Source organism: Streptomyces sp. NPDC000594, from assembly GCF_040299965.1.
Taxonomy (GTDB): Bacteria; Actinomycetota; Actinomycetes; order Streptomycetales; family Streptomycetaceae; genus Streptomyces.
The window spans coordinates 88,799-110,206 of record NZ_JBEPCY010000023.1 but is presented as its reverse complement, the minus strand read 5'-3'; the positions used below and the strand labels follow the sequence as shown (position 1 = coordinate 110,206).

The window sequence follows — 21,408 nt, the reverse complement described above, 5'->3', positions numbered from 1 at the left end:
GAGGCAGGAACGACGGTGGCGGAACGTAGCACGGCCGCCGTCGACGTGGCCGACAACAGCGGGAAGGAACCGCTGACCGCGCAGGCGGACAAGGCCACGGCCGACGGGGCGGACCGATCCCAGGAGACAGCGGAGCGGACGACACCGGACACGGACGGTGCCCCAACCGGCACCGAGCCCGCCATCGTCACGCCCGAGCTGCACAGTGGCCACAAGCTGGCCAGACGGTACCGGCTTGAGGAGTGCATCACCCGGCTGGACGGCTTCAGCAGCTGGCGGGCGGTGGACGAGAAGCTGCGCCGGGCCGTGGGGGTGCATATCCTCCCCGCCGACCACCCGCGCGCCCGTTCCGTCCTCGCCGCGGCCCGCTCCGCCGCACTCCTCGGCGACCCCCGCTTTGTCATGGTCCTCGACGCCGTCGAGGAGAACGACCTGGTCTATGTCGTCCATGAGTGGCTTCCCGACGCCGAGGAGCTGACGACCCTCCTCGCCCTCGGCCCGATGGAGCCGCACGACGCCTACCAGCTGGTCGACCAGGTCTCCCAGGCCATGGCGGCGGCCCACCGCGAGGGGCTGGCCCATCTCCGGCTCACCCCCGGGGCGGTGCTGCGCACCTCCACCGGGCAGTACCGCATCCGCGGACTCGCGGTGAACGCCGCCCTGCGCGGCATCACGGCCGAGCGGCCCCAGCGCACCGACACCGAGGCGATCGGGGCGCTGCTGTACGCCGCCCTGACCCAGCGCTGGCCCTATGAGTCCCAGGCCCATGGGCTCGCCGGGCTGCCCAAGGGGGTCGGTCTCCTCCCGCCGGACCAGGTGAAGGCGGGGATCCACCGCGGTCTCTCCGAGCTGGCCATGCGGGCCCTCGTCAACGACGGTGCCACCGCCTCCCGCCAGGAACCGCCCTGCACCACTCCGGAGGAGCTGGTGAGGGCGGTGGCGGCCATGCCCCGCATCCGCCGCCCCGAGACCACCTTCGCCTCCCCCGACGAGTACCGGCGCACGGGCTATGCCTCGGGGGGCTACGGCCCTCCCGGGGTGCGTCCGGGACAGGGCTCCGCCCAGCCGGTACCGCTTCCCCCGCCGCCCCTGGAGAGCCGCCTGGGCCGGGCCCTGAAGTGGACGGCCTCCGCCCTGCTGATCGCCGCCCTGGGACTGGGCAGCTGGCAGATCGCCGACCAGGTGATCGACCGGGACAAGAAGCAGGGGACCGAGCAGGAGAAGTCCATCACCGGCGACGAGAAGAACACCAAGAAGTCGCAGGCCGGTGCCCGCACCGGAAAGCCGGTCGCCATCCAGCACGCCCGGGACTTCGACCCCTTCGGCCAGGACCCGTCGGAGAAGCCCCTGGAGATAGGGAAGGCCCACGACGGTGACGCCGGCACCTACTGGTACACCGATGTCTATGCCACCTCGGACTTCGGACGGCTGAAGCGCGGCCTCGGGGTCATGCTCGACCTGGGCTCGGTCCAGCAGATCGGCTCGGCGAATGTCTCCTTCATCGGGACCACCTCGGTCGAACTGCTCACCGCTCCCGAGGGCACGGCCGTGCAGCCGACCGACTTCGCGCAGTTCTCCAAGGCCGCCGAGGCCTCGGGCACCAATGTGGCGCTGACCCCTCGGAAACCGGTCCGATCACGATACGTTCTGGTCTGGCTGACGAATCTTCCTTCCGATCCGGGTGGGTTCCGGGGCAAGGTCACGGAGATCAAGATCACCAGCTGAGGGCCGCAGGGGAGGGGGCACACCGGTGGAGGACGCGCCACTCCAGGGCGCCAGCGACCAGGAGCTCCTGGCCCGCCATGTGGAGGGTCACCCGGAGGCATTCGGTGAGCTGGTCCGCAGGCATCGCGACCGCCTCTGGGCGGTCGCCCTGCGGACCCTCGGCGATCGTGAGGAAGCGGCCGACGCCGTCCAGGACGCCCTGGTCTCCGCCTTCCGGGCGGCCCACACCTTCCGCGGCCACTCCGCCGTGACCACCTGGCTGCACCGCATCACCGTGAACGCCTGCCTCGACCGCGCGCGGAAGACCGCCTCCCGGAGAACCTCTCCGGTCGAGGACACCGAGCGGCTGGAGCAGTTGTTGGAGCCCCATGAGTCCGCCGAGGCACCCGCCGAGCGCCAGGCTCTGCACCATGAACTTCTCACCGCTCTGGCACAGCTTCCCGCGGAACAACGGGCGGTCCTGGTACTGGTGGACATGCAGGGATATCCAGTGGCCGAGGCCGCGCGAATCCTCGATGTACCGACCGGCACCGTCAAGAGCCGCTGCGCCCGGGGACGGGCGCGGCTGCTGCCGCTCCTCACCCATCTGCGCGGTGACGGCGGGGGTAGCAGAGAACCGGCCGGGGGAAGGAACCGGACGCCGGGGGATTCCGTCCCACCGGCGACGAGACACAGGGACGCGGGGCCACATGACCCTGCCGAGGTGAAGGGCGGAGGTGGGCGCACATGACATCGACGGCCGACTCGACTCAGCACCCCGACGTCTCCGAGATCTCCGACCTCACGGAAGGGCTGCTGCCGCCCGCGCGGAGCACTGAACTCCGTCAGCATCTCGATGCCTGTGAGCTGTGCGCCGATGTCCGCGCGTCGCTGGAGGAGATCCGGGGGCTGCTCGGCACCCTGCCGGGAGCCTCCCGGATGCCCGCCGATGTCGCCGAGCGCATCGACGCGGCACTGGCCGCCGAGGCCCTGCTGGCCTCCACCGCCCCGGATACCGCGCCCGCCACCGCACACGGCACCGCACCCGCCACCGCGCCGGGCGATGTTTCACGTGAAACATCGCCCGCCGTCCCCGTCGCGGAACCCTCTCCCGCCCGGGAGACCGCACCGGGACCCCTGGTCCCCGCACAGTCCGTGCCGTCCCCGGAGAGCCACTCCGCCGAGCGACCGGCGAGCGACCGGCCCGCCGGCCATACCCGGGGCGCGGCCGGACCCGGCCGCCGCCCCCGCGCCCGACGGGGACGCCGGGCGCTCAGCGCCGTACTCGCCGTGGCCGCCATCGGTGTGAGCGTGCTGCTGATCCAGTCCTTCACCGGTACCGAGAGCCCACAGCGCCCCAACACCACGGACCAGACCGTCACCACCCCGCTGGGAGCCACCACGGAGTTCTCCGGCTCCCGGCTGGAGGACCATGTCCGTGCCCTCGCCTCCCCGTCCTCTCCGGTGCCACCACGGACCCGTGACGGCTCCGGCTTCCATACGCATGAGCTGGGCCCCAGCCCACTGAAGGGCGCGACCACGGCACCCCCCTGTGTCGAGAGGGCCACCGGTCGCACCGATCCCCCGCTGGGGGTCGAAGCCGGTACCTATCGCGGCACCGACGCGTTCCTGTTCGTCTACACCGACCCCACGGATCCCGACCAGCTCCTGGCCCTGGTGATCGGTGCGGAGTGCACCGACTCAGAAGGAACCTCCAGCGGGAAGGTCCTCTTCAGGCACTCCTACCCCCGCGGCTGAACTCGGCTCTCCTGCGCTGCGCCGCCGTCTCGGGAATGTCAGCCCCTTAGGATCCGTTGGGTGGGGTGAGAGTCATTGACCGGCCCCGTAGACAGCAGCGCAGTCTTCAGAGACGAGGAATCCATCCGTGAGCGACGTCCGTAACGTGATCATCATCGGCTCCGGTCCGGCCGGCTACACGGCGGCGCTCTACACGGCGCGCGCTTCCCTCAAGCCGCTGGTGTTCGAGGGAGCCGTCACCGCCGGTGGCGCCCTGATGAACACCACCGATGTGGAGAACTTCCCGGGCTTCCGTGACGGCATCATGGGTCCGGATCTGATGGACAACATGCGCGCCCAGGCCGAGCGCTTCGGTGCCGAGCTGATCCCCGACGATGTGGTCTCCGTCGATCTGACCGGCGAGATCAAGACCGTCACGGACACCGCCGGTACGGTGCACCGGGCCAAGGCCGTCATCGTCACCACCGGCTCGCAGCACCGCAAGCTGGGTCTGCCCAATGAGGACGCGCTCTCGGGCCGCGGCGTCTCCTGGTGCGCGACCTGTGACGGCTTCTTCTTCAAGGACCAGGACATCGCTGTGATCGGTGGCGGTGACACCGCGATGGAGGAGGCGACCTTCCTCTCCCGGTTCGCCAAGTCCGTCACCATCGTGCACCGCCGGGACTCGCTGCGTGCCTCCAAGGCCATGCAGGAGCGCGCCTTCGCCGACCCGAAGATCTCCTTCGCCTGGGACAGCGAGGTCGCCGAGATCCACGGAGACCAGAAGCTCACCGGTCTGACGCTGCGCAACACCAAGACGGGGGAGACCTCGGAGCTGGCCGTCACCGGTCTCTTCATCGCCGTGGGCCACGACCCCCGCACGGAGCTGTTCAAGGGCCAGCTCGACCTGGACGACGAGGGTTACCTCAAGGTCCAGGCGCCGTCCACCCGTACCAACATCACCGGCGTCTTCGCCGCGGGCGACGTGGTCGACCACACCTACCGCCAGGCCATCACGGCCGCCGGTACGGGCTGCTCCGCCGCGCTGGACTCCGAGCGGTTCCTCGCCGCTCTCGCCGACAGCGAGAAGGCCGCCGAGACGACCCCTGCGGTCTGATCGTTCCCCCCACCCACCCCACTCAAGGAGGCCGCCGTGGCCGGCGTGCTGAAGACCGTTACCGAATCCAGCTTCGACGCTGATGTCCTCAAGAACGACAAGCCTGTCCTGGTGGACTTCTGGGCCGAATGGTGCGGGCCGTGCCGTCAGATCGCGCCCTCCCTGGAGGCCATCGCGGCCGAGCACGGCGACAAGATCGAGATCGTCAAGCTCAACATCGACCAGAACCCCGGCATCGCCGCGCGCTACGGCGTGATGTCGATTCCGACGCTGAACGTCTACCAGAACGGCGAGGTCGTCAAGACGATCGTCGGCGCCAAGCCCAAGGCCGCGCTCCTCCGCGACCTGGACGAGTTCATCACCAAGTAGCGGCTCACCGCCGCCGCGTATCGCGGCGGCACCGGTCGCCGGGCACCGCACCGCGACGCGATGTTTCACGTGAAACATCATGAGGGCTCATCCCACCCGGGATGAGCCCTCTTCGCTGTCCGTCCTCAGAGAGGTCGCAGCGCCGGTTCCTTCTGGACCGCCCCCAGCAGGCGGTCGAGCGCCATCTCGACATCCTCTTTCCAGGAGAGGGTCGTCCTCAGCTCCAGTCGCAGCCGGGGGGAAGTCTGATGGGGGCGTACGGTCTTGAAGCCCACCGCCAGCAGATGATCGGCGGGGAGCATACAGGCGGGCTCCTTCCACCGTGCGTCGCCAAAGGCCTCGATCGCCCGGAACCCCCGCCGCAGCAGATCCTTGGCGACGGTCTGCACCATCACCCGGCCCAGCCCCTGTCCCTGGTAGGCGGGGTTGATCCAGGCGGTCATCAGCTGGACGGCATCGGCCGATACCGGGCTGGTGGGAAAGGCCATGGAGCGGGGGACATAGGCCGGAGGGGCGTAGAGAACAAAGCCCACCGGGACATCGTCCACGCGAACCACCCGGCCGCAGGAGCCCCACTCCAGCAGGACGGCGGAGATCCAGGCTTCCTTCTCCTGCTCCGAGCGCCCCGCCTTCACCGCGGCACCTCCGCTGACGGGGTCCAGCTCCCAGAAGACACAGGACCGGCAGCGCCGGGGCAACTCGGAGAGGTTGTCCAGGGTGAGCGGTACAAGCCGGCGCCCCATGGGAGCAGTTCCTCGCTTCCGGCACAGCGGCGGGCTGTGGAGACCACAGCCCGCCTCTCTGGTCCTGCGGTGGTCGGTCAGTCCTCGTCGTCCACGGCCGTGTCGCCGCGCGGTCCCTGATCCAGGACCCGGCCCTCGCCCGGTGCGAGGGTGCCGAGGATCCGCTCCAGATCGTCCATCGAGGCGAACTCCACGACGATCTTCCCCTTCTTCTGCCCGAGGTCGACCTTCACCCGGGTCTCAAAGCGATCGGAGAGCCGTGCGGCCAGATCGGAGAGAGCGGGGGAGAGCCGGGTACCGGCCCGGGGACCCTTGGGCTTGGCCGCACTCGTGGGGTGTGCGTTGAGGAGCGTGACGATCTCCTCGACCGCCCGCACGGAAAGCCCCTCGGCCACAATGCGATGGGCCAGCCGGTCCTGTGCCTCGGAGTCGTCCACCGAGAGGAGTGCGCGGGCATGACCGGCCGAGAGCACCCCGGCCGCGACCCGTCGCTGGACGGAGGGCGAAAGCCGCAGCAGCCGGAGGGTATTGGAGACCTGCGGGCGGGAGCGTCCGATCCGGTCGGCCAGCTGGTCATGGGTGCAGTTGAAGTCCCTCAGCAGCTGGTCATAGGCCGCCGCCTCTTCCAGCGGGTTGAGCTGGGCCCGGTGCAGGTTCTCCAGCAGGGCGTCCAGCAGCAACTTCTCGTCGTCGGTATGACGGACGATCGCCGGGATGTAGTCGAGTCCGGCGTCACGGCAGGCGCGCCAGCGGCGCTCCCCCATGATCAGCTCATAGCGCTCCGGGGAGAGCTGACGGACCACCACCGGCTGGAGCAGTCCCACCTCCTTGATGGAGGTGACCAGCTCCGCCAGGGCGTCCTCGTCGAAGACCTCACGGGGCTGGCGCGGGTTGGGGGTGATCGCGTCGAGAGGCAACTCGGCGAAGTGCGCCTCGGAGGGTTCCCGGTCGATCCGGCCCGGTTCCGATGCCGGAGCGGGCACCAGCACTTCGGGCGCCGCCGGGGGCAGGGTGGTCACCTTGGCGGCGGCCACACCACGGTCCCCGGCCACCGCCGGAATCGCCCCCGGAGAGCCGACGACCCCGCTGGGGGTCACCTGCTTCTCCTGGGGAGCGGCAGGAATCAGGGCACCCAGCCCACGCCCCAATCCCCTACGACGCTCAGTCACTGGATCCCCTCCGAGATATTCCGCTGGCTGTTCTGGCTGCCCAGATGGGCATGCTGCGGGTCGTACTGAACTCCCACGCCGCGCAAGGCGATCTCACGAGCCGCCTCAAGATAGGACAGGGCCCCGCTGGAGCCCGGGTCATAGGTCAGTACCGTCTGCCCATAGCTCGGGGCCTCCGAGATACGGACCGAGCGAGGGATGCTGGTCCGCAGCACCTCTTCGCCGAAGTGGCTGCGGACTTCCTCGGCCACCTGCGAGGCAAGACGGGTCCGCCCGTCGTACATGGTGAGCAGGATGGTGGACACATGGAGCGTCGGATTCAGGTGCCCCCGCACCAGATCCACGTTCCTCAGCAGCTGTCCCAGGCCCTCCAGGGCGTAGTACTCGCACTGGATGGGGATCAGGACCTCGGCCCCGGCCACCATCGCATTGACGGTCAGCAGACCGAGCGACGGAGGGCAGTCGATGAGGATGTAGTCGAGGGGCTGCTCATAGGCGAGGATGGCCCGCTGGAGCCGGCTCTCCCTGGCGACCAGCGAGACCAGCTCGATCTCCGCACCGGCGAGGTCGATGGTGGCGGGGGCGCAGAAGAGTCCTTCGACATCCGGGACCGGCTGCACCACATCCGCGAGCGGCCTGCTCTCCACCAGGACGTCATAGATGGAGGGGACTTCGGCGTGGTGGTCGATCCCCAGCGCCGTCGAGGCATTGCCCTGCGGGTCGAGGTCGACCACCAGGACCCGCGCCCCGTGCAGGGCGAGCGAGGCGGCGAGATTGACCGTCGTCGTGGTCTTCCCTACGCCGCCCTTCTGGTTGGCGACGACCATGATCCGGGTCTGCTGGGGACGGGGCAGCGCCGAACCGGCCCGCCCCAGCGCCTCCACCGCCAGCTGGGCTGCTCGACCGATGGGGGTGTCGTCCATCGGAGGCGGTGTTTCACGTGAAACATCGTCTCCCAGCGACTCGGTGCGGGGACCGGGGACCGGATCGGCCATCGGCCCCGCGATGTTGGCGTCGGACCGCAACGGTTCACTCTCCTCGACTTCAGGCTCGCGATGAACAGAGCCTGCCATGCTTTCGGGTTCATGAACCAGCGAGGCCCGTGCTTCTGTGGATGAATCCACCTCTGTGGACAACTCCGTAGCCCGTCCAAGGGGCTGCCTGAAGCTCCGGATCGGGGCGGCAGCGCGCCCGCGGCTGATGATTCCGTGCAGCAGTGAGCGACGTTTCACGTGAAACACGATGCCCGCGCAGGGGGATCAGCTCAGCCCGACACTCCGAGCAAAGAGCGCAAAACGACTTTTATTGAGCATTCCGGACAGGAATCTCGATAGGTGCTGCGGCCATGGGCCCGTGGTCCACCCCCGGGCCCATGCCTGTGGTCCACCCCGGACCCATGGAGCACCGTTCAGCGACGGCGGCGGGTACGGCCCGTCCGGGCCGCCTTGGCGCGCTTGGTCGCGAACCGCACACCGCCGGGGCTCTCCCCGACCTCCACCCGGACCACCGTGGAGAGCGGATCGACCAGCCCCTCGCCGACCTGGAGCACGGAGGTCGCGACCGCACCGAGCTTGCTGAGCGCCGCCCGCGCGCTCTGCAGCTCCTCCTCGGCCGTGTCCCCCTTGAGCAACAGCATCTCCCCATAGGGGCGGAGCAGCGGCACCCCCCAGCCCGCGAGCCGGTCCAGCGGAGCGACCGCCCGTGCGGTCACCACATGCACCGGGGGCAGCTTCCCCAGTACCTCCTCCGCCCGGCCCCGCACCACGGTCACATGGTCGAGCCCCAGCAGCTCGACCACTTCCTGGAGGAAGTTCGTCCGCCGCAGCAGGGGCTCCAGGAGCGTGATCTTCAGATCGGGCCGTACCAGCGCCAGCGGGATCCCCGGCAGACCGGCACCGGACCCCACATCACAGACGGTGACACCCTCCGGGACCACCTCCGAGAGCACGGCACAGTTCAGCAGATGGCGCTCCCACAGTCGGGGCACCTCACGCGGACCGATGAGGCCGCGTTTCACTCCGGCGTCCGCGAGCAGCTCCGCGTAGCGCACCGCCTCGGGGAAGAACTCCCCGAAGATCGTCCGCGCAGCGTCGGGTGCCTCGGGAAGCTCCTGTGCTGCCTCCGTCACGGGGACCGTCCTTCCATACCGCACTGTCGCAATGGTGAACTCAGGCTGACAAAGATCGGCCCCGCCTGCGCGACAGACGGGGCCGAGAAAACGCTGGAGACTCAGGCAGGGAGCACGACGACGAAGCGCTGCGGCTCCTCGCCCTCGGACTCACTGCGCAGACCTGCGGCGGCGACCGCGTCGTGGACGACCTTGCGCTCGAAGGGCGTCATGGGATTCAGCTTCACCGGCTCGCCGGAGCTCTTGACCTCGTCGGCCGCCTGGGCGCCCAGGTGGGCCAGCTCAGTGCGCTTCTTCGCCCGGAAGCCCGCGATGTCCAGCATCAGTCGGCTGCGGTCACCGGTCTCCCGGTGCACGGCGAGCCGGGTCAGCTCCTGGAGCGCCTCCAGGACCTCACCGTCACGGCCGACCAGCTTCTGAAGCTCCCGGCTGGAACTGTCGCTGATGATGGAGACAGCGGCCCGGTCGGCCTCGACGTCCATGTCGATGTCGCCGTCGAGATCGGCGATGTCAAGAAGACCTTCGAGGTAGTCGGCGGCGATCTCACCCTCCTGCTCCAGGCGGGTCAGGGTGTCGCCCTCGGCCTCGGCGGCGGCGGGGATGGTGCCTTCCGTCACGGATGGACTCCTTCTTACTTCTTGGACGACGGGTGCTTGGGCCGCTGCTGGCCCTTGCGCTGTCCCGCCTTGGGCTGCTGGCGGCCGGCGGGCTTGCCGGGAGTCTTCGGCTTGCTGTCCTTCTCCGTCTCCTCCGCCGTCTCCTTCTCCAGGGAGATCGCGTCGGATTCGCCCGCGGCCTTGGCGACGGTCTGGGCACGCTGGGACTTGGACTGGCGCTTGGGCTGCTGGCGCCGGCCGCCCGCGGCGGTGGTGCCCGACTCGTCGACCGTCTCCTCGCCCCGGATCACGGTGCCGTCGGCCTGGGGGACAAAGCCGGCCTTCGACAGGCTGCTGATGAACTTGCGCTCGTTGTCGTTGCGGTTCGGGCCCTTGGCCACGATGCCCTGGACGACCTTGCGCTTGCGCCGCGAGCGCAGCTCGCCCCGGTGGGAGACGGCCTTCAGCAGACGGCCGAGGTACTCGTCCTGGGCCTTGGAGCCCGGGGTCGGGTTCTGGTTGATCACGTACATCTGCTGGCCCATGGTCCACACATTGGTGGTCAGCCAGTAGACGAGAACACCGACGGGGAAGTTGATGCCCATCACGGCGAAGATGACCGGGAAGATGTACATGAGCATCTTCTGCTGCTGCATGTACGGCGTCTTGACCGAGAGGTCGACGTTCTTCTGCATCAGCTGGCGCTGCGTGTAGAACTGCGACGCCGACATCATGATGATCATGATCGCGGTGACGATGCGGACCGAGGTCAGCGAGGCGTCCAGCGAGGCGACCTTCTCCGGGCTGTCCATGAACTTGGCGGCCAGCGGGGCGCCGAAGATATGGGCCTGACGAGCGCTTTCGAGCAGCGACTCGTTGATCACGCCGACGGTCTTGCCGGAGGCGATGTTGGAGAGCACGTAGTACAGCGCGAAGAAGAACGGCGACTGCGCCAGAATCGGCAGACACGAGGAGAGCGGGTTGGTACCCGTCTCCTTGTACAGCTTCATCATCTCTTCGGACTGACGCTGCCGGTCGTTCTTGTAGCGCTCCTGGATCGCCTTCATCTTCGGCTGGAGCGCCTGCATGTTCCGCATCGACTTGATCTGCTTCACAAAGAGCGGGATCAGACAGATACGGATGAGGACCACGAGGGAGACGATCGAGAGACCCCAGGCCCAGCCCGTGTCAGGGCCGAAGATGGCCCCGTAGAGCTTGTGGAACTGGACAATGATCCACGAGACCGGTGTGGTGATAAAGCTGAAGAAACTGGCAATCGTGTCCACTAATCAGGCTCCTTGAGCATGGGGCGGGGTCTCTGCGGCCGGACCCGGGAGCTCGGAGACGGGCTCCCGGCTGGGCTTTTCGGCGGCGGAGTTCCCGCCCTTGCTGCCCCGGAGGGCATCACGCAGCGTTTCGTGCCAGCGCGGTCGCTTACGGGGCGGGACGTGATCCACGCCACCCGGCGACCAGGGATTGCACCGCAGGATCCGCCAGGCGGTCAGCACCGTGCCCTTGACCGCGCCGTGCCGGTCGATGGCCGTGTATCCGTAGTGGGAACACGACGGGTAGTACCTGCAGACGGGCCCCAGCAGGGGACTGATCGTCCACTGGTACAGCTTGATCAGAGCCAGCAGCGGGTACTTCATCGCGCGCCCCCTCCCAGCAGCCGCTGGAAGGCGGCATCCAGGTCTTGGGCCAGCTGTTCGTGATCGGCGTCGCCCGCGCCGGGCAGCGCCCGTACCACCACCAGGCTACCGGGGGGCAGCTCGGCGAGACGGTCACGTATGAGGTGCCGCAGCCGGCGTTTGACCTGGTTGCGTACGACCGCTCCGCCCACTGCCTTGCTCACGACGAAACCCGCACACGCCGGGGGAGCGCTCTCCCCAGGCGCGTGCGGGTCCGGTGAACCGCTGCGTAGATGGACGACGAGGAGCGGGCGTCCTGCCCGCCGCCCTCGTCGTACCGCGGTCGCGAAGTCCTCGCGCCGCCTCAGCCGATTCTCGGTAGGCAGCACGTCATGACCTGTTCGCGGTCAGGCGGACAGGCGGGCGCGACCCTTGTCACGGCGAGACGCGAGAATCGCGCGGCCGGCGCGGGTACGCATGCGCAGACGGAAACCGTGGGTCTTGGCCCGACGACGGTTGTTCGGCTGGAAGGTGCGCTTGCTCACTCGGGGGCTCCAGAAATGGCTCGTAGATGGCGGGACATCGCCTGGCTGTCACCGTGCGCCCACGAGAAGCTCGCGTTTACGCCCGAGTGCACCGCTTCATAATCACAGAGAGTGATCTTTGCCCATCGGAGGCAGGCGGCAGCAGCCATCGACAACTCGACCTGGTTACGGTACGCGCGGCTACGCCATCCGGTCAAACCAGGGCGATGGCGGGGGCCACTGTGCACAGGCTGTGGACAACAACTTGAACCGCGCGGGTCGCCCTGACTACCGTGGCTGGACTCCGGAACTTTTCCTTTCTGTCCTTGCCTGTCTGAGACTCCCCCCACCCCATCCCATCGTCCCGAGAACCACACATTCGTGGGACCTGCGAGAGAGCGTGCCCTGTGGCTGACGTACCTGCCGATCTTGCCGCAGTGTGGCCGCGAGTGCTGGAACACCTTCTCGCCGAGGGACGGCAGGGGATCGAGCCGAAGGACAAGCAGTGGATCGAGCGCTGCCGTCCGCTGGCCCTGGTCGCGGGCACCGCGCTGCTCTCCGTCCCCAATGAGTGGGGCAAGCGGGTCCTGGAGGGCCGGCTCGCGCCGCTGATCAGCGAGACGCTGAGCCGTGAGTGCGGCGGACCGATCCGGATCGCGATCACCGTCGACGACTCCGCCCCCGACGCCCCGGTGTCGCAGGAGCCCGGAGCGCAGCAGCCCTCCGGATACCCGGGACCCTCCCACGACGAACCGCAGGGCTACCGGGACGACCCGTACGGCGGCTACCCGACGCATCGCGGCCCCGACGACGGGCTGCCCGAGGTCCGTCCCGCGTACCCCGACTACCCGCAGCAGCGCCCCGAGCCCGGCTCCTGGCCGCGTACCCAGGAGGATCTGTCCTGGCAGCAGCCCCGGCTCGGCGGCTTCCCGGAGCGGGACGCCTACCAGGAACGCGACCCCTACGCCACGGCACGGCCGGAGCGGACCCCGCACGACTACCGCTCGCCCCAGCCGCCGGAGCGCTCCGGGTACGAGACCCGGCCGGAGCGCCGGCAGCTGCCCGAGCCCGGACCGGCGCACCGCGGCGGCCCCGGGGGTACGGGTCCGCTGGGAGGGCAGTCGTCGTCCTCCGGCGCCGGTGAGCCGCACGCCCGGCTGAACCCCAAGTACCTCTTCGACACCTTTGTCATCGGCGCCTCCAACCGCTTCGCGCACGCGGCGGCGGTCGCGGTCGCCGAGGCGCCGGCGAAGGCGTACAACCCGCTCTTCGTCTATGGCGAGTCGGGGCTCGGCAAGACCCATCTCCTCCATGCCATCGGGCACTACGCGCGCAGCCTCTACCCGGGCACCCGGGTGCGCTACGTCAGCTCGGAGGAGTTCACCAACGAGTTCATCAACTCGATCCGCGACGGCAAGGGCGACGCCTTCCGCAAGCGGTACCGCGATGTGGACATCCTGCTCGTGGACGACATCCAGTTCCTGGCGAGCAAGGAGTCGACGCAGGAGGAGTTCTTCCACACCTTCAACACCCTCCACAACGCCAACAAGCAGATCGTGCTCTCCTCCGACCGGCCGCCGAAACAGCTGGTGACGCTGGAGGACCGGCTCCGGAACCGCTTCGAGTGGGGGCTCACCACCGATGTCCAGCCGCCGGAGCTGGAGACCCGGATCGCGATCCTGCGCAAGAAGGCGGTCCAGGAGCAGCTGAACGCCCCGCCGGAGGTGCTGGAGTTCATCGCCTCCCGGATCTCGCGGAACATCCGTGAGCTGGAGGGTGCGCTGATCCGGGTGACGGCGTTCGCGTCGCTCAACCGGCAGCCGGTGGATCTCGGGCTCACCGAGATCGTGCTCAAGGATCTGATCCCGGGGGGCGAGGACTCCGCTCCCGAGATCACCGCCGGGGCGATCATGGCGGCGACGGCGGACTACTTCGGGCTGACCGTGGAGGACCTCTGCGGCTCCTCGCGCAGCCGGGTGCTGGTCACCGCGCGCCAGATCGCGATGTACCTCTGCCGCGAGCTGACCGATCTGTCGCTGCCGAAGATCGGGGCGCAGTTCGGCGGGCGGGACCATACGACGGTGATGCACGCGGACCGGAAGATCCGTGCGCTGATGGCCGAACGGCGCTCGATCTACAACCAGGTCACCGAGCTGACCAACCGCATCAAGAACGGCTGACGGCGCCCCTGGCGGCACGGGCATGCCTGCCCCGGCCGTCTGCCGTCTCTGGCATCTCTCCTGCCTCTTCTGCCTCTTCTGCCCCCTTCGCATCTCCCGCCCCCGGAGCCCTCAGGGCCGCTCCGGGGGTCCGTCATGCCCGCCCACCGGCCGCGCCCGCTGGGACGTGCAGCGGCCCCGAGGGTGCCCGTACGGCGGCTCCCTGGACATCCGTATGGGCGGCTTCGCAGGGCCCGCACAGCGGCTTCGCGGTGCCCGTACGGCGGCTTCGCGGGGGTCTTTACGGGCTTCCGCGCCCCTTCCCGGTGCCTCCGGGCCGCCCTGGCCGACCGCGCCGTCCCCAGGGCGCTGTTCGATTAGGGAGGTGTGTCACCGTGTTCTCCACAGCTGAGGCGAAAATCCACCGTCCACAGCCTGGGGACTCCGAAGTTGTCCAGACGCTGTCCACAGCTCACCCGGAAGAAAGATCATCACAGCAGGTCAGGTGGCTGTGGAATTGTGGCAAACCTTCGTCCACAGCCTGTGGACAGATCATCCGTCCACAGCGGCCCGGTCGCGTTGTCCACCGGCAACCCACAGGCAGCGGCCGGTTGCCCACAGCTTCTCCACAGCGCTGTCCACTGTTCGGCAACGAACGAGCCCCTCTCACCGTGTCGAGTGAAAGCGGTCACACCGATGCGCGGGATTGGGCTGTGGGGAACCGGGGTAAAGCTGGGGACAGAGCTGGGGAGAACTCCCCGTGGGCTGTGCATGGCCTGTGCAGAACTTTCCGGTGTCCACAGAGGACCCCGGTTGTCCACCGGCTCCACCCACAGGCGCAGTGGATAAAAAAGCGGCCCTGAGCTGCGAAAACGGGGTTATCCACCGTTTCCACAGGCCCTACTACTACTCCCACATAGAGTTAGCTGGGATTTCGCTTCGAAGTGGGCCCTGTGCACAACTCGACGCCGGGCGCCGCGACACCCCCGGTCACGACTTGACCCCGACCCGCGCCGACTGTCAGTGCGGTGCGTCAGACTGGTCCCCGGCAACACAGCCGACGAGAAGGCCAGCAAGGCGAGCCAGCAACAGCAGGAGGCGGTTTCCGGTGAAGATCCGGGTTGAGCGCGATGTACTCGCGGAGGCGGTGGCCTGGGTGGCCCGGAGCCTCCCGGCCCGTCCGCCGGCGCCCGTGCTCGCGGGGCTGCTGCTGAAGGCCGAGGACGGCGCTCTCAGCTTCTCCAGCTTCGACTACGAGGTCTCCGCCCGTGTCTCCGTCGAGGCCGAGGTGGACGAGGACGGCACCGTGCTGGTCTCCGGACGCCTCCTCGCCGACATCTGCCGTGCCCTCCCCAACCGCCCGGTGGAGATCTCCACGGACGGTGTCCGGGCCACCGTGGTCTGCGGCTCCTCCCGCTTCACCCTCCACACCCTCCCGGTGGAGGAGTACCCGGCGCTGCCGCAGATGCCCACCGCCACCGGCACCGTCCCCGGCGAGGTCTTCGCCTCCGCCGCCGCCCAGGTCGCCATCGCCGCGGGCCGTGACGACACCCTGCCCGTGCTCACCGGTGTCCGGATCGAGATCGAGGGCGACACCGTCACCCTGGCCTCCACCGACCGCTACCGCTTCGCCGTCCGCGAGTTCCTGTGGAAGCCGGAGAACCCGGAGGCCTCCGCGGTCGCCCTGGTCCCCGCCAAGACCCTTCTCGACACCGCCAAGTCGCTGACCAGCGGTGACACCGTCTCCATCGCCCTCTCGGGCTCGGGCGCCGGTGAGGGCCTGATCGGTTTCGAGGGCGCCGGCCGCCGGACCACCACCCGGCTGCTCGAAGGCGATCTCCCGAAGTACCGCACCCTCTTCCCGACCGAGTTCAACTCGGTGGCGGTCATCGAGACCGCGCCCTTCGTCGAGGCCGTGAAGCGAGTGGCCCTCGTCGCCGAGCGGAACACCCCGGTCCGGCTGAGCTTCGAGCAGGGCGTGCTGATCCTGGAGGCCGGATCCAGCGACGACGCACAGGCTGTGGAGCGGGTCGACGCGCAGCTGGAGGGCGACGACATCTCCATCGCCTTCAACCCGACCTTCCTGCTGGACGGTCTGAGCGCCATCGACTCCCCGGTCGCCCAGCTCTCCTTCACCACCTCCACCAAGCCCGCCCTGCTCAGCGGCAAGCCCGCCCTGGACGCCGAGGCGGACGAGGCGTACAAGTACCTGATCATGCCCGTACGGCTGTCGGGCTGAGCCCCCGTACCGGAGCACCGATCACGCCGTCATGACGGGCCTGTTCCCAGCCGGACAGGCCCGTCGGGCTGCGCGGCCCGCTCCGGCGTAGGCTCGGAACGTTCACGCACCCGACGTTTAAGGACAGTGAGATGCAGCTCGGCCTCGTCGGCCTCGGCAAAATGGGCGGCAACATGCGCGAGCGCATCCGCCGCGCGGGCCACACCGTCATCGGTTACGACCGCAACCCGGACGTCTCCGACGTCCACAGCCTCCAGGAGCTTGTGGACAGCCTGGAGGGTCCGCGGGTGGTGTGGGTGATGGTCCCGGCCGGCGCCGCGACCCAGTCCACCATCGACGAGCTGGCCGAGCTGCTCTCCCCCGGCGATGTCGTCGTGGACGGCGGCAACTCCCGCTGGACCGATGACGAGCGTCACGCCGTCGAGCTGGGCATCAAGGGCATCGGCTTCGTCGACTGCGGTGTCTCCGGCGGTGTCTGGGGCCTGGAGAACGGCTATGCGCTGATGTACGGCGGCGACGCCGAGCATGTCGCCCGGGTGCAGCCGGTCCTCGACGCCCTCAAGCCCGCCGGCCCGTACGGCTCGGTCCACGCGGGCAAGGTCGGCGCCGGTCACTTCGCCAAGATGGTCCACAACGGCATCGAGTACGCGATGATGCAGGCGTACGCCGAGGGCTGGGAGCTGCTGGAGAAGGTCGACTCCGTCACCGATGTGCGCGAGGTCTTCCGCTCCTGGCAGGAGGGCACGGTCATCCGTTCCTGGCTGCTCGACCTGGCGGTCAACGCCCTGGACGAGGACGAGCACCTCGACAAGCTGCGCGGCTACGCCTCGGACAGCGGCGAGGGCCGGTGGACGGTCGAGGCCGCCATCGACAACGCCGTCCCGCTCCCGGCGATCACCGCCTCGCTCTTCGCGCGGTTCGCCTCCCGTCAGGACGACTCCCCGCAGATGAAGATGATCGCCGCGCTGCGCAACCAGTTCGGCGGCCACGCGGTGGAGACCAAGTAACACACCCTTCAGCCGGGGGAGGTCGGCGATCACCATGCATGTCACGCATCTGTCGCTGGCCGACTTCCGCTCGTACACCCGGGTCGAGGTTCCGCTCGATCCGGGTGTCACCTCCTTCGTGGGGGCGAACGGACAGGGCAAGACCAATCTGGTGGAGGCGGTCGGCTATCTGGCCACCCTCGCCAGCCATCGGGTCGCCTCCGACGCCCCGCTGGTCCGCGCCGGTGCCCAGCGCGCGGTGATCCGGGCGGCCGTCGCCCAGGGCGACCGCTCCCAGCTGGTCGAGCTGGAGCTGAACCCGGGCCGGGCCAACCGCGCCCGGATCAACCGCTCGTCCCAGGTCCGGCCGCGCGATGTGCTGGGGATCGTCCGCACGGTGCTCTTCGCCCCCGAGGACCTGGCCCTGGTCAAGGGTGACCCCGGGGACCGCCGGCGCTTCCTGGACGAGCTGATCACCGCGCGTTCCCCCCGGATGGCCGGGGTCCGCTCCGACTACGAGCGGGTGCTCAAGCAGCGCAACACCCTGCTGAAGTCGGCGGCGCTGGCCCGGCGCCACGGCGGGGGCCGTTCCGGGGCCGATCTCTCCACGCTCGATGTATGGGACCAGCATCTGGCCCGTACCGGCGCCGAGCTGCTGGCCCACCGGCTCGATCTGGTGGCGACCCTGCTGCCGCTGGCCGACAAGGCGTACGAGTCACTGGCGCCCGGCGGCGGCCCGCTCGCCCTGGAGTACCGCTCCTCCGCCGGGCCCGCCGCGAGCGGCACCGCCGGGCCCGAGGGCCCGCCGCCCGGCACCCCGGACCGCGAGGAGCTGTACACCCTGCTGCTCGCCGCGCTGGGCGAGGCGCGCAAGCAGGAGATCGAGCGCGGGGTGACCCTGGTCGGGCCGCACCGCGACGAGCTGCTGCTCAAGCTGGGCGAGCTGCCCGCCAAGGGGTACGCCAGCCATGGCGAGTGCTGGTCCTACGCGCTGGCGCTGCGGCTGGCCTCGTACGAGCTGCTGCGCTCCGAGGGCCATGAGCCGGTGCTGGTGCTGGACGATGTCTTCGCCGAGCTGGACGCCCGGCGGCGGGAGCGGCTGGCGGAGCTGGTCGCCCCCGGTGAGCAGGTCCTGGTGACCGCAGCGGTGGAAGAAGACGTTCCGGGGGTGCTGACCGGGGCGCGGTACGCGGTCTCCGGTGGAGAGGTGACCCGGGTATGAACGACTTCCCGTCCGGCCCGACCCTGCCCGGCGTGGGCCCCGGGGCCCCCATGGCCCCGCTGCCCGGTGCCGGTGTGCCCGGGGCCGGTGAGCCGGTCCCCCCGGCCGCCCCGGCCCCCTCCGGTGTCGACCTGGCCCGGGTGGCGCTGCGCGCGGCCCGGGAGCAGGCCCGTGCCCGGGGTGCGGCGGCCCAGGAGAAGCGGCAGGCCAGAAGGGGCGGCGGGCTGCGTTCCGGCGCCCGCGCCGATGGCCGGGACCCCTTGGCGCTGGGTGCGGCGATCAACCGCCTGATCACCGAGCGGGGCTGGGAGACCCCGGCCGCCGTGGGCGGGGTGATGGGCCGCTGGCCGCAGATCGTCGGCGAGAACCTGGCCAATCACTGCGTACCGCTGCGTTATGACGAGGCGCCGGACGAGCGGGTGCTCACGGTGCAGTGCGACTCCACGGCCTGGGCGACCGAGCTGCGGCTGCTGGCCCCCCGGCTGGTGGCCCGGCTCAATGAGGACCTGGGGCAGGGCACGGTCCGGATGATCAAGGTGCTGGGTCCGGGGGCGCCGAGGCGGGGATACGGGCTGCTGCGGGCACCGGGGAGCACGGGTCCCGGGGACACCTGGGGCTGACCGGCGCCGGGGCCGGCGGCCGACGCACCCGACCCGCGCGCCCGATTTCTCCGGCTTCAAGATCTTTTGTGATGCTGCTCACGCCCTCGGAATGATCGATTCCGGGGGCGTCGGCGGTTCTTCCGCCCCCTCTCCGGACCCCCTGCGGTGAGGGGTCCGTCACCGGTTTCGCCCATTGACAGGCCAAAGCGCTCAACGCCCGTGTGAGCCTCCTGGAGCCCCTTCCCGAATATGGGGAGTCGGACCGACCGTGTTCAGGGCGGCACATGCGGACTCAGGTACCGGCAAACCCCCATTCGTGTCAGCGGTACCGGTAGACTGATGGACAATCCCGCCACCTTGCGGAACATGTCGAACGACGCAGCCGCTCCCGTATGCCCGGAGAACGGCCTGTGCTGTGCCAGAAAGGGCGCTTCGTGGCCGATTCCGGCAACCCCAACGAGAACATCCCGTCCACCCCCGCAGGCTCGTCGAGCGAGGTCACCGCCTCGTACGACGCCAGCGCGATCACCGTCCTCGAAGGGCTGGACGCGGTTCGCAAGCGCCCCGGCATGTACATCGGGTCGACCGGTGAGAGGGGTCTGCACCACCTGGTCCAGGAGGTCGTCGACAACTCCGTCGACGAGGCCATGGCCGGGCACGCGGACACCATCCAGGTGACGATCCTGGCCGACGGCGGTGTCCGCGTCGTCGACAACGGCCGCGGTATCCCCGTGGGCATCGTCCCCTCGGAGAACAAGCCCGCCGTCGAGGTCGTCCTCACCGTCCTGCACGCGGGCGGCAAGTTCGGCGGCGGCGGATACGCGGTCTCCGGCGGTCTGCACGGTGTCGGTGTCTCGGTCGTCAACGCCCTCTCCAGCAAGGTCGCCGTCGAGGTGAAGACCGACGGCTACCGCTGGACCCAGGACTACAAGCTCGGTGTCCCCACCGCCCCGCTGGCGCGGAACGAGGAGACCGACGAGACCGGCACCACGGTCACCTTCTGGGCCGACGGCGACATCTTCGAGACCACCGAGTACTCCTTCGAGACGCTCGCGCGCCGCTTCCAGGAGATGGCCTTCCTCAACAAGGGCCTCACCCTGTCGCTCACCGACGAGCGGGAGTCGGCCAAGGCCACGGTCGGTGCCGACACCGCCGAGGAGGCCGAGCAGGAGCAGGTGCGCACGGTCACGTACCACTACGAGGGCGGCATCGTCGACTTCGTGAAGTACCTGAACTCGCGCAAGGGCGAGCTGGTGCACCCCACCGTGATCGACATCGAGTCGGAGGACAAGGAGCGCCTCCTCTCGGTCGAGATCGCGATGCAGTGGAACTCCCAGTACACCGAGGGTGTCTACTCCTTCGCCAACACGATCCACACCCATGAGGGCGGTACCCACGAAGAGGGTTTCCGCGCCGCGCTCACCGGTCTGGTCAATCGTTACGCCCGGGACAAGAAGCTGCTCCGGGAGAAGGACGACAACCTCTCCGGCGAGGACATCCGCGAGGGTCTGACCGCGATCATCTCGGTCAAGCTGGGCGAGCCGCAGTTCGAGGGCCAGACCAAGACCAAGCTGGGCAACACCGAGGCGAAGACCTTTGTCCAGAAGGTCGTGCACGAGCACCTCACCGACTGGTTCGACCGCAATCCGAACGAGGCCGCGGACATCATCCGCAAGTCGATCCAGGCGCAGACCGCCCGGGTGGCGGCCCGCAAGGCCCGCGATCTGACCCGCCGCAAGGGGCTGCTGGAGTCCGCCTCCCTCCCCGGCAAGCTCAGCGACTGCCAGTCGAACGACCCCACCAAGTGCGAGATCTTCATCGTCGAGGGTGACTCCGCCGGCGGTTCCGCGAAGTCCGGCCGTAACCCGATGTACCAGGCCATCCTGCCCATCCGCGGCAAGATCCTGAACGTCGAGAAGGCCCGTATCGACAAGATCCTCCAGAACACCGAGGTCCAGGCGCTGATCTCCGCCTTCGGCACCGGTATCCACGAGGACTTCGACATCGAGAAGCTCCGCTATCACAAGATCATTCTGATGGCGGACGCCGATGTCGACGGTCAGCACATCAACACCCTGCTGCTGACCTTCCTCTTCCGCTTCATGCGCCCCCTGGTCGAGGCCGGGCATGTCTTCCTCTCCCGTCCCCCGCTGTACAAGATCAAGTGGGGCCGGGACGACTTCGAGTACGCCTACTCCGACCGGGAGCGCGACGCCCTGGTCGAGCTGGGCAAGCAGCAGGGCAAGCGGATCCGCGAGGACTCGATCCAGCGCTTCAAGGGTCTGGGCGAGATGAACGCCGAGGAGCTGCGCGTCACCACGATGGATGTCGAGCACCGGGTGCTCGGCCAGGTCACCCTGGACGACGCCGCCCAGGCCGACGACCTCTTCTCGGTACTGATGGGTGAGGACGTCGAGGCCCGGCGCTCCTTCATCCAGCGCAACGCCAAGGACGTCCGCTTCCTCGACATCTGAGTCGGCCCGAG

General features: G+C 69.1%; 20 protein-coding genes. 11 read left to right on the top strand and 9 right to left on the bottom strand.

The genetic code is table 11. The annotated features are described in order from the left end of the window. Nucleotides 1-15 precede the first annotated feature (15 nt). The 5 genes from ABT354_RS26655 (at nt 16) to trxA (ending at nt 4,927) form a co-directional block, all read left to right on the top strand. Nucleotides 16-1,725 (top strand): protein kinase family protein, encoded by a 1,710-nt coding sequence (locus ABT354_RS26655; RefSeq protein ID WP_351498204.1) that lies wholly within the window; start codon nt 16-18, stop codon nt 1,723-1,725. 25 nt (nt 1,726-1,750) lie between these two features. Then, nucleotides 1,751-2,455 (top strand): RNA polymerase sigma factor SigM, encoded by a 705-nt coding sequence (gene sigM / locus ABT354_RS26650; RefSeq protein WP_351498202.1) that lies wholly within the window; start codon nt 1,751-1,753, stop codon nt 2,453-2,455. Next, nucleotides 2,452-3,462, top strand: coding sequence for an anti-sigma factor family protein (locus ABT354_RS26645; protein WP_351498200.1), 1,011 nt, complete (start codon nt 2,452-2,454; stop codon nt 3,460-3,462). The genes sigM and ABT354_RS26645 overlap by 4 nt, the downstream gene beginning before the upstream one ends. A gap of 127 nt (nt 3,463-3,589) precedes the next feature. Further along, nucleotides 3,590-4,558 carry a thioredoxin-disulfide reductase gene (gene trxB / locus ABT354_RS26640; protein WP_351498198.1) on the top strand — a complete coding sequence of 323 codons (969 nt, stop codon included), beginning with the start codon at nt 3,590-3,592 and terminating at the stop codon, nt 4,556-4,558. 36 nt (nt 4,559-4,594) lie between these two features. Continuing rightward, complete coding sequence (gene trxA / locus ABT354_RS26635) at nt 4,595-4,927, top strand: thioredoxin (protein ID WP_351498196.1); 333 nt, start codon at nt 4,595-4,597, stop codon at nt 4,925-4,927. A gap of 125 nt (nt 4,928-5,052) precedes the next feature. Here the strand turns inward: trxA and ABT354_RS26630 are convergent, their stop codons facing one another. From ABT354_RS26630 to rpmH, 9 genes are all read right to left on the bottom strand, one after another. After that, nucleotides 5,053-5,670 carry a GNAT family N-acetyltransferase gene (locus ABT354_RS26630; RefSeq protein WP_351498194.1) on the bottom strand — a complete coding sequence of 206 codons (618 nt, stop codon included), beginning with the start codon at nt 5,668-5,670 and terminating at the stop codon, nt 5,053-5,055. Between the two features lie 77 nt (nt 5,671-5,747). Further along, nucleotides 5,748-6,839: a ParB/RepB/Spo0J family partition protein gene (locus ABT354_RS26625; RefSeq protein WP_351498192.1), complete on the bottom strand. Its 1,092-nt coding sequence runs from the start codon at nt 6,837-6,839 to the stop codon at nt 5,748-5,750. Continuing rightward, complete coding sequence (locus ABT354_RS26620) at nt 6,836-7,912, bottom strand: ParA family protein (protein WP_351498190.1); 1,077 nt, start codon at nt 7,910-7,912, stop codon at nt 6,836-6,838. The genes ABT354_RS26625 and ABT354_RS26620 overlap by 4 nt, the downstream gene beginning before the upstream one ends. A gap of 335 nt (nt 7,913-8,247) precedes the next feature. Then, the gene (rsmG, locus tag ABT354_RS26615) at nt 8,248-8,991 is read right to left on the bottom strand and encodes a 16S rRNA (guanine(527)-N(7))-methyltransferase RsmG (RefSeq protein WP_351498189.1); all 744 of its coding nucleotides are present in this window, start codon (nt 8,989-8,991) and stop codon (nt 8,248-8,250) included. A 77-nt stretch (nt 8,992-9,068) separates the two neighbouring features. Beyond that, nucleotides 9,069-9,584: a Jag family protein gene (locus ABT354_RS26610; RefSeq protein ID WP_351498187.1), complete on the bottom strand. Its 516-nt coding sequence runs from the start codon at nt 9,582-9,584 to the stop codon at nt 9,069-9,071. A 14-nt stretch (nt 9,585-9,598) separates the two neighbouring features. Beyond that, nucleotides 9,599-10,849: a membrane protein insertase YidC gene (gene yidC, locus ABT354_RS26605; RefSeq protein WP_351498185.1), complete on the bottom strand. Its 1,251-nt coding sequence runs from the start codon at nt 10,847-10,849 to the stop codon at nt 9,599-9,601. A 3-nt stretch (nt 10,850-10,852) separates the two neighbouring features. Then, on the bottom strand, nt 10,853-11,212 hold the full coding sequence (gene yidD / locus ABT354_RS26600) for a membrane protein insertion efficiency factor YidD (RefSeq protein WP_351498183.1): 360 nt from the start codon (nt 11,210-11,212) through the stop codon (nt 10,853-10,855). Further along, the gene (gene rnpA / locus ABT354_RS26595) at nt 11,209-11,580 is read right to left on the bottom strand and encodes a ribonuclease P protein component (RefSeq protein WP_351498181.1); all 372 of its coding nucleotides are present in this window, start codon (nt 11,578-11,580) and stop codon (nt 11,209-11,211) included. The genes yidD and rnpA overlap by 4 nt, the downstream gene beginning before the upstream one ends. 18 nt (nt 11,581-11,598) lie before the next feature. After that, nucleotides 11,599-11,736: a 50S ribosomal protein L34 gene (gene rpmH / locus ABT354_RS26590; protein ID WP_073787211.1), complete on the bottom strand. Its 138-nt coding sequence runs from the start codon at nt 11,734-11,736 to the stop codon at nt 11,599-11,601. A 386-nt stretch (nt 11,737-12,122) separates the two neighbouring features. On the opposite strand from rpmH, the gene dnaA reads away from it, so the two are divergent. From dnaA to gyrB, 6 genes are all read left to right on the top strand, one after another. Then, complete coding sequence (gene dnaA / locus ABT354_RS26585; RefSeq protein WP_351498179.1) at nt 12,123-13,895, top strand: chromosomal replication initiator protein DnaA; 1,773 nt, start codon at nt 12,123-12,125, stop codon at nt 13,893-13,895. A gap of 1,087 nt (nt 13,896-14,982) precedes the next feature. After that, complete coding sequence (gene dnaN, locus ABT354_RS26580; protein WP_351498177.1) at nt 14,983-16,113, top strand: DNA polymerase III subunit beta; 1,131 nt, start codon at nt 14,983-14,985, stop codon at nt 16,111-16,113. 131 nt (nt 16,114-16,244) lie between these two features. Beyond that, a complete protein-coding gene (gene gnd / locus ABT354_RS26575; RefSeq protein ID WP_351498175.1) occupies nt 16,245-17,120 on the top strand; it encodes a phosphogluconate dehydrogenase (NAD(+)-dependent, decarboxylating) in 876 nt (291 codons plus the stop codon). Between the two features lie 34 nt (nt 17,121-17,154). After that, complete coding sequence (recF, locus tag ABT354_RS26570) at nt 17,155-18,321, top strand: DNA replication/repair protein RecF (protein WP_351498173.1); 1,167 nt, start codon at nt 17,155-17,157, stop codon at nt 18,319-18,321. Continuing rightward, nucleotides 18,318-18,941, top strand: a complete 624-nt coding sequence (locus ABT354_RS26565) for a DciA family protein (protein WP_502983508.1) — start codon at nt 18,318-18,320, stop codon at nt 18,939-18,941. The genes recF and ABT354_RS26565 overlap by 4 nt, the downstream gene beginning before the upstream one ends. Before the next feature lie 392 nt (nt 18,942-19,333). Next, entirely contained in the window at nt 19,334-21,397 is a 2,064-nt protein-coding gene (gene gyrB / locus ABT354_RS26560) for a DNA topoisomerase (ATP-hydrolyzing) subunit B (RefSeq protein WP_351498171.1), read from the top strand. The last annotated feature ends 11 nt before the right edge of the window (nt 21,398-21,408 follow it).

Bases quoted from the DNA above. Each gene is read 5' to 3' on its own strand.
- ABT354_RS26565 (WP_502983508.1), top strand. From the start codon at position 18,318: ATGAACGACTTCCCGTCCGGCCCGACCCTGCCCGGCGTGGGCCCCGGG.
- recF (WP_351498173.1), top strand. From the start codon at position 17,155: ATGCATGTCACGCATCTGTCGCTGGCCGACTTCCGCTCGTACACCCGG.
- gnd (WP_351498175.1), top strand. From the start codon at position 16,245: ATGCAGCTCGGCCTCGTCGGCCTCGGCAAAATGGGCGGCAACATGCGC.
- yidD (WP_351498183.1), bottom strand. From the start codon at position 11,212: ATGAAGTACCCGCTGCTGGCTCTGATCAAGCTGTACCAGTGGACGATC.
- ABT354_RS26620 (WP_351498190.1), bottom strand. From the start codon at position 7,912: ATGGCAGGCTCTGTTCATCGCGAGCCTGAAGTCGAGGAGAGTGAACCG.
- ABT354_RS26645 (WP_351498200.1), top strand. From the start codon at position 2,452: ATGACATCGACGGCCGACTCGACTCAGCACCCCGACGTCTCCGAGATC.
- ABT354_RS26630 (WP_351498194.1), bottom strand. From the start codon at position 5,670: ATGGGGCGCCGGCTTGTACCGCTCACCCTGGACAACCTCTCCGAGTTG.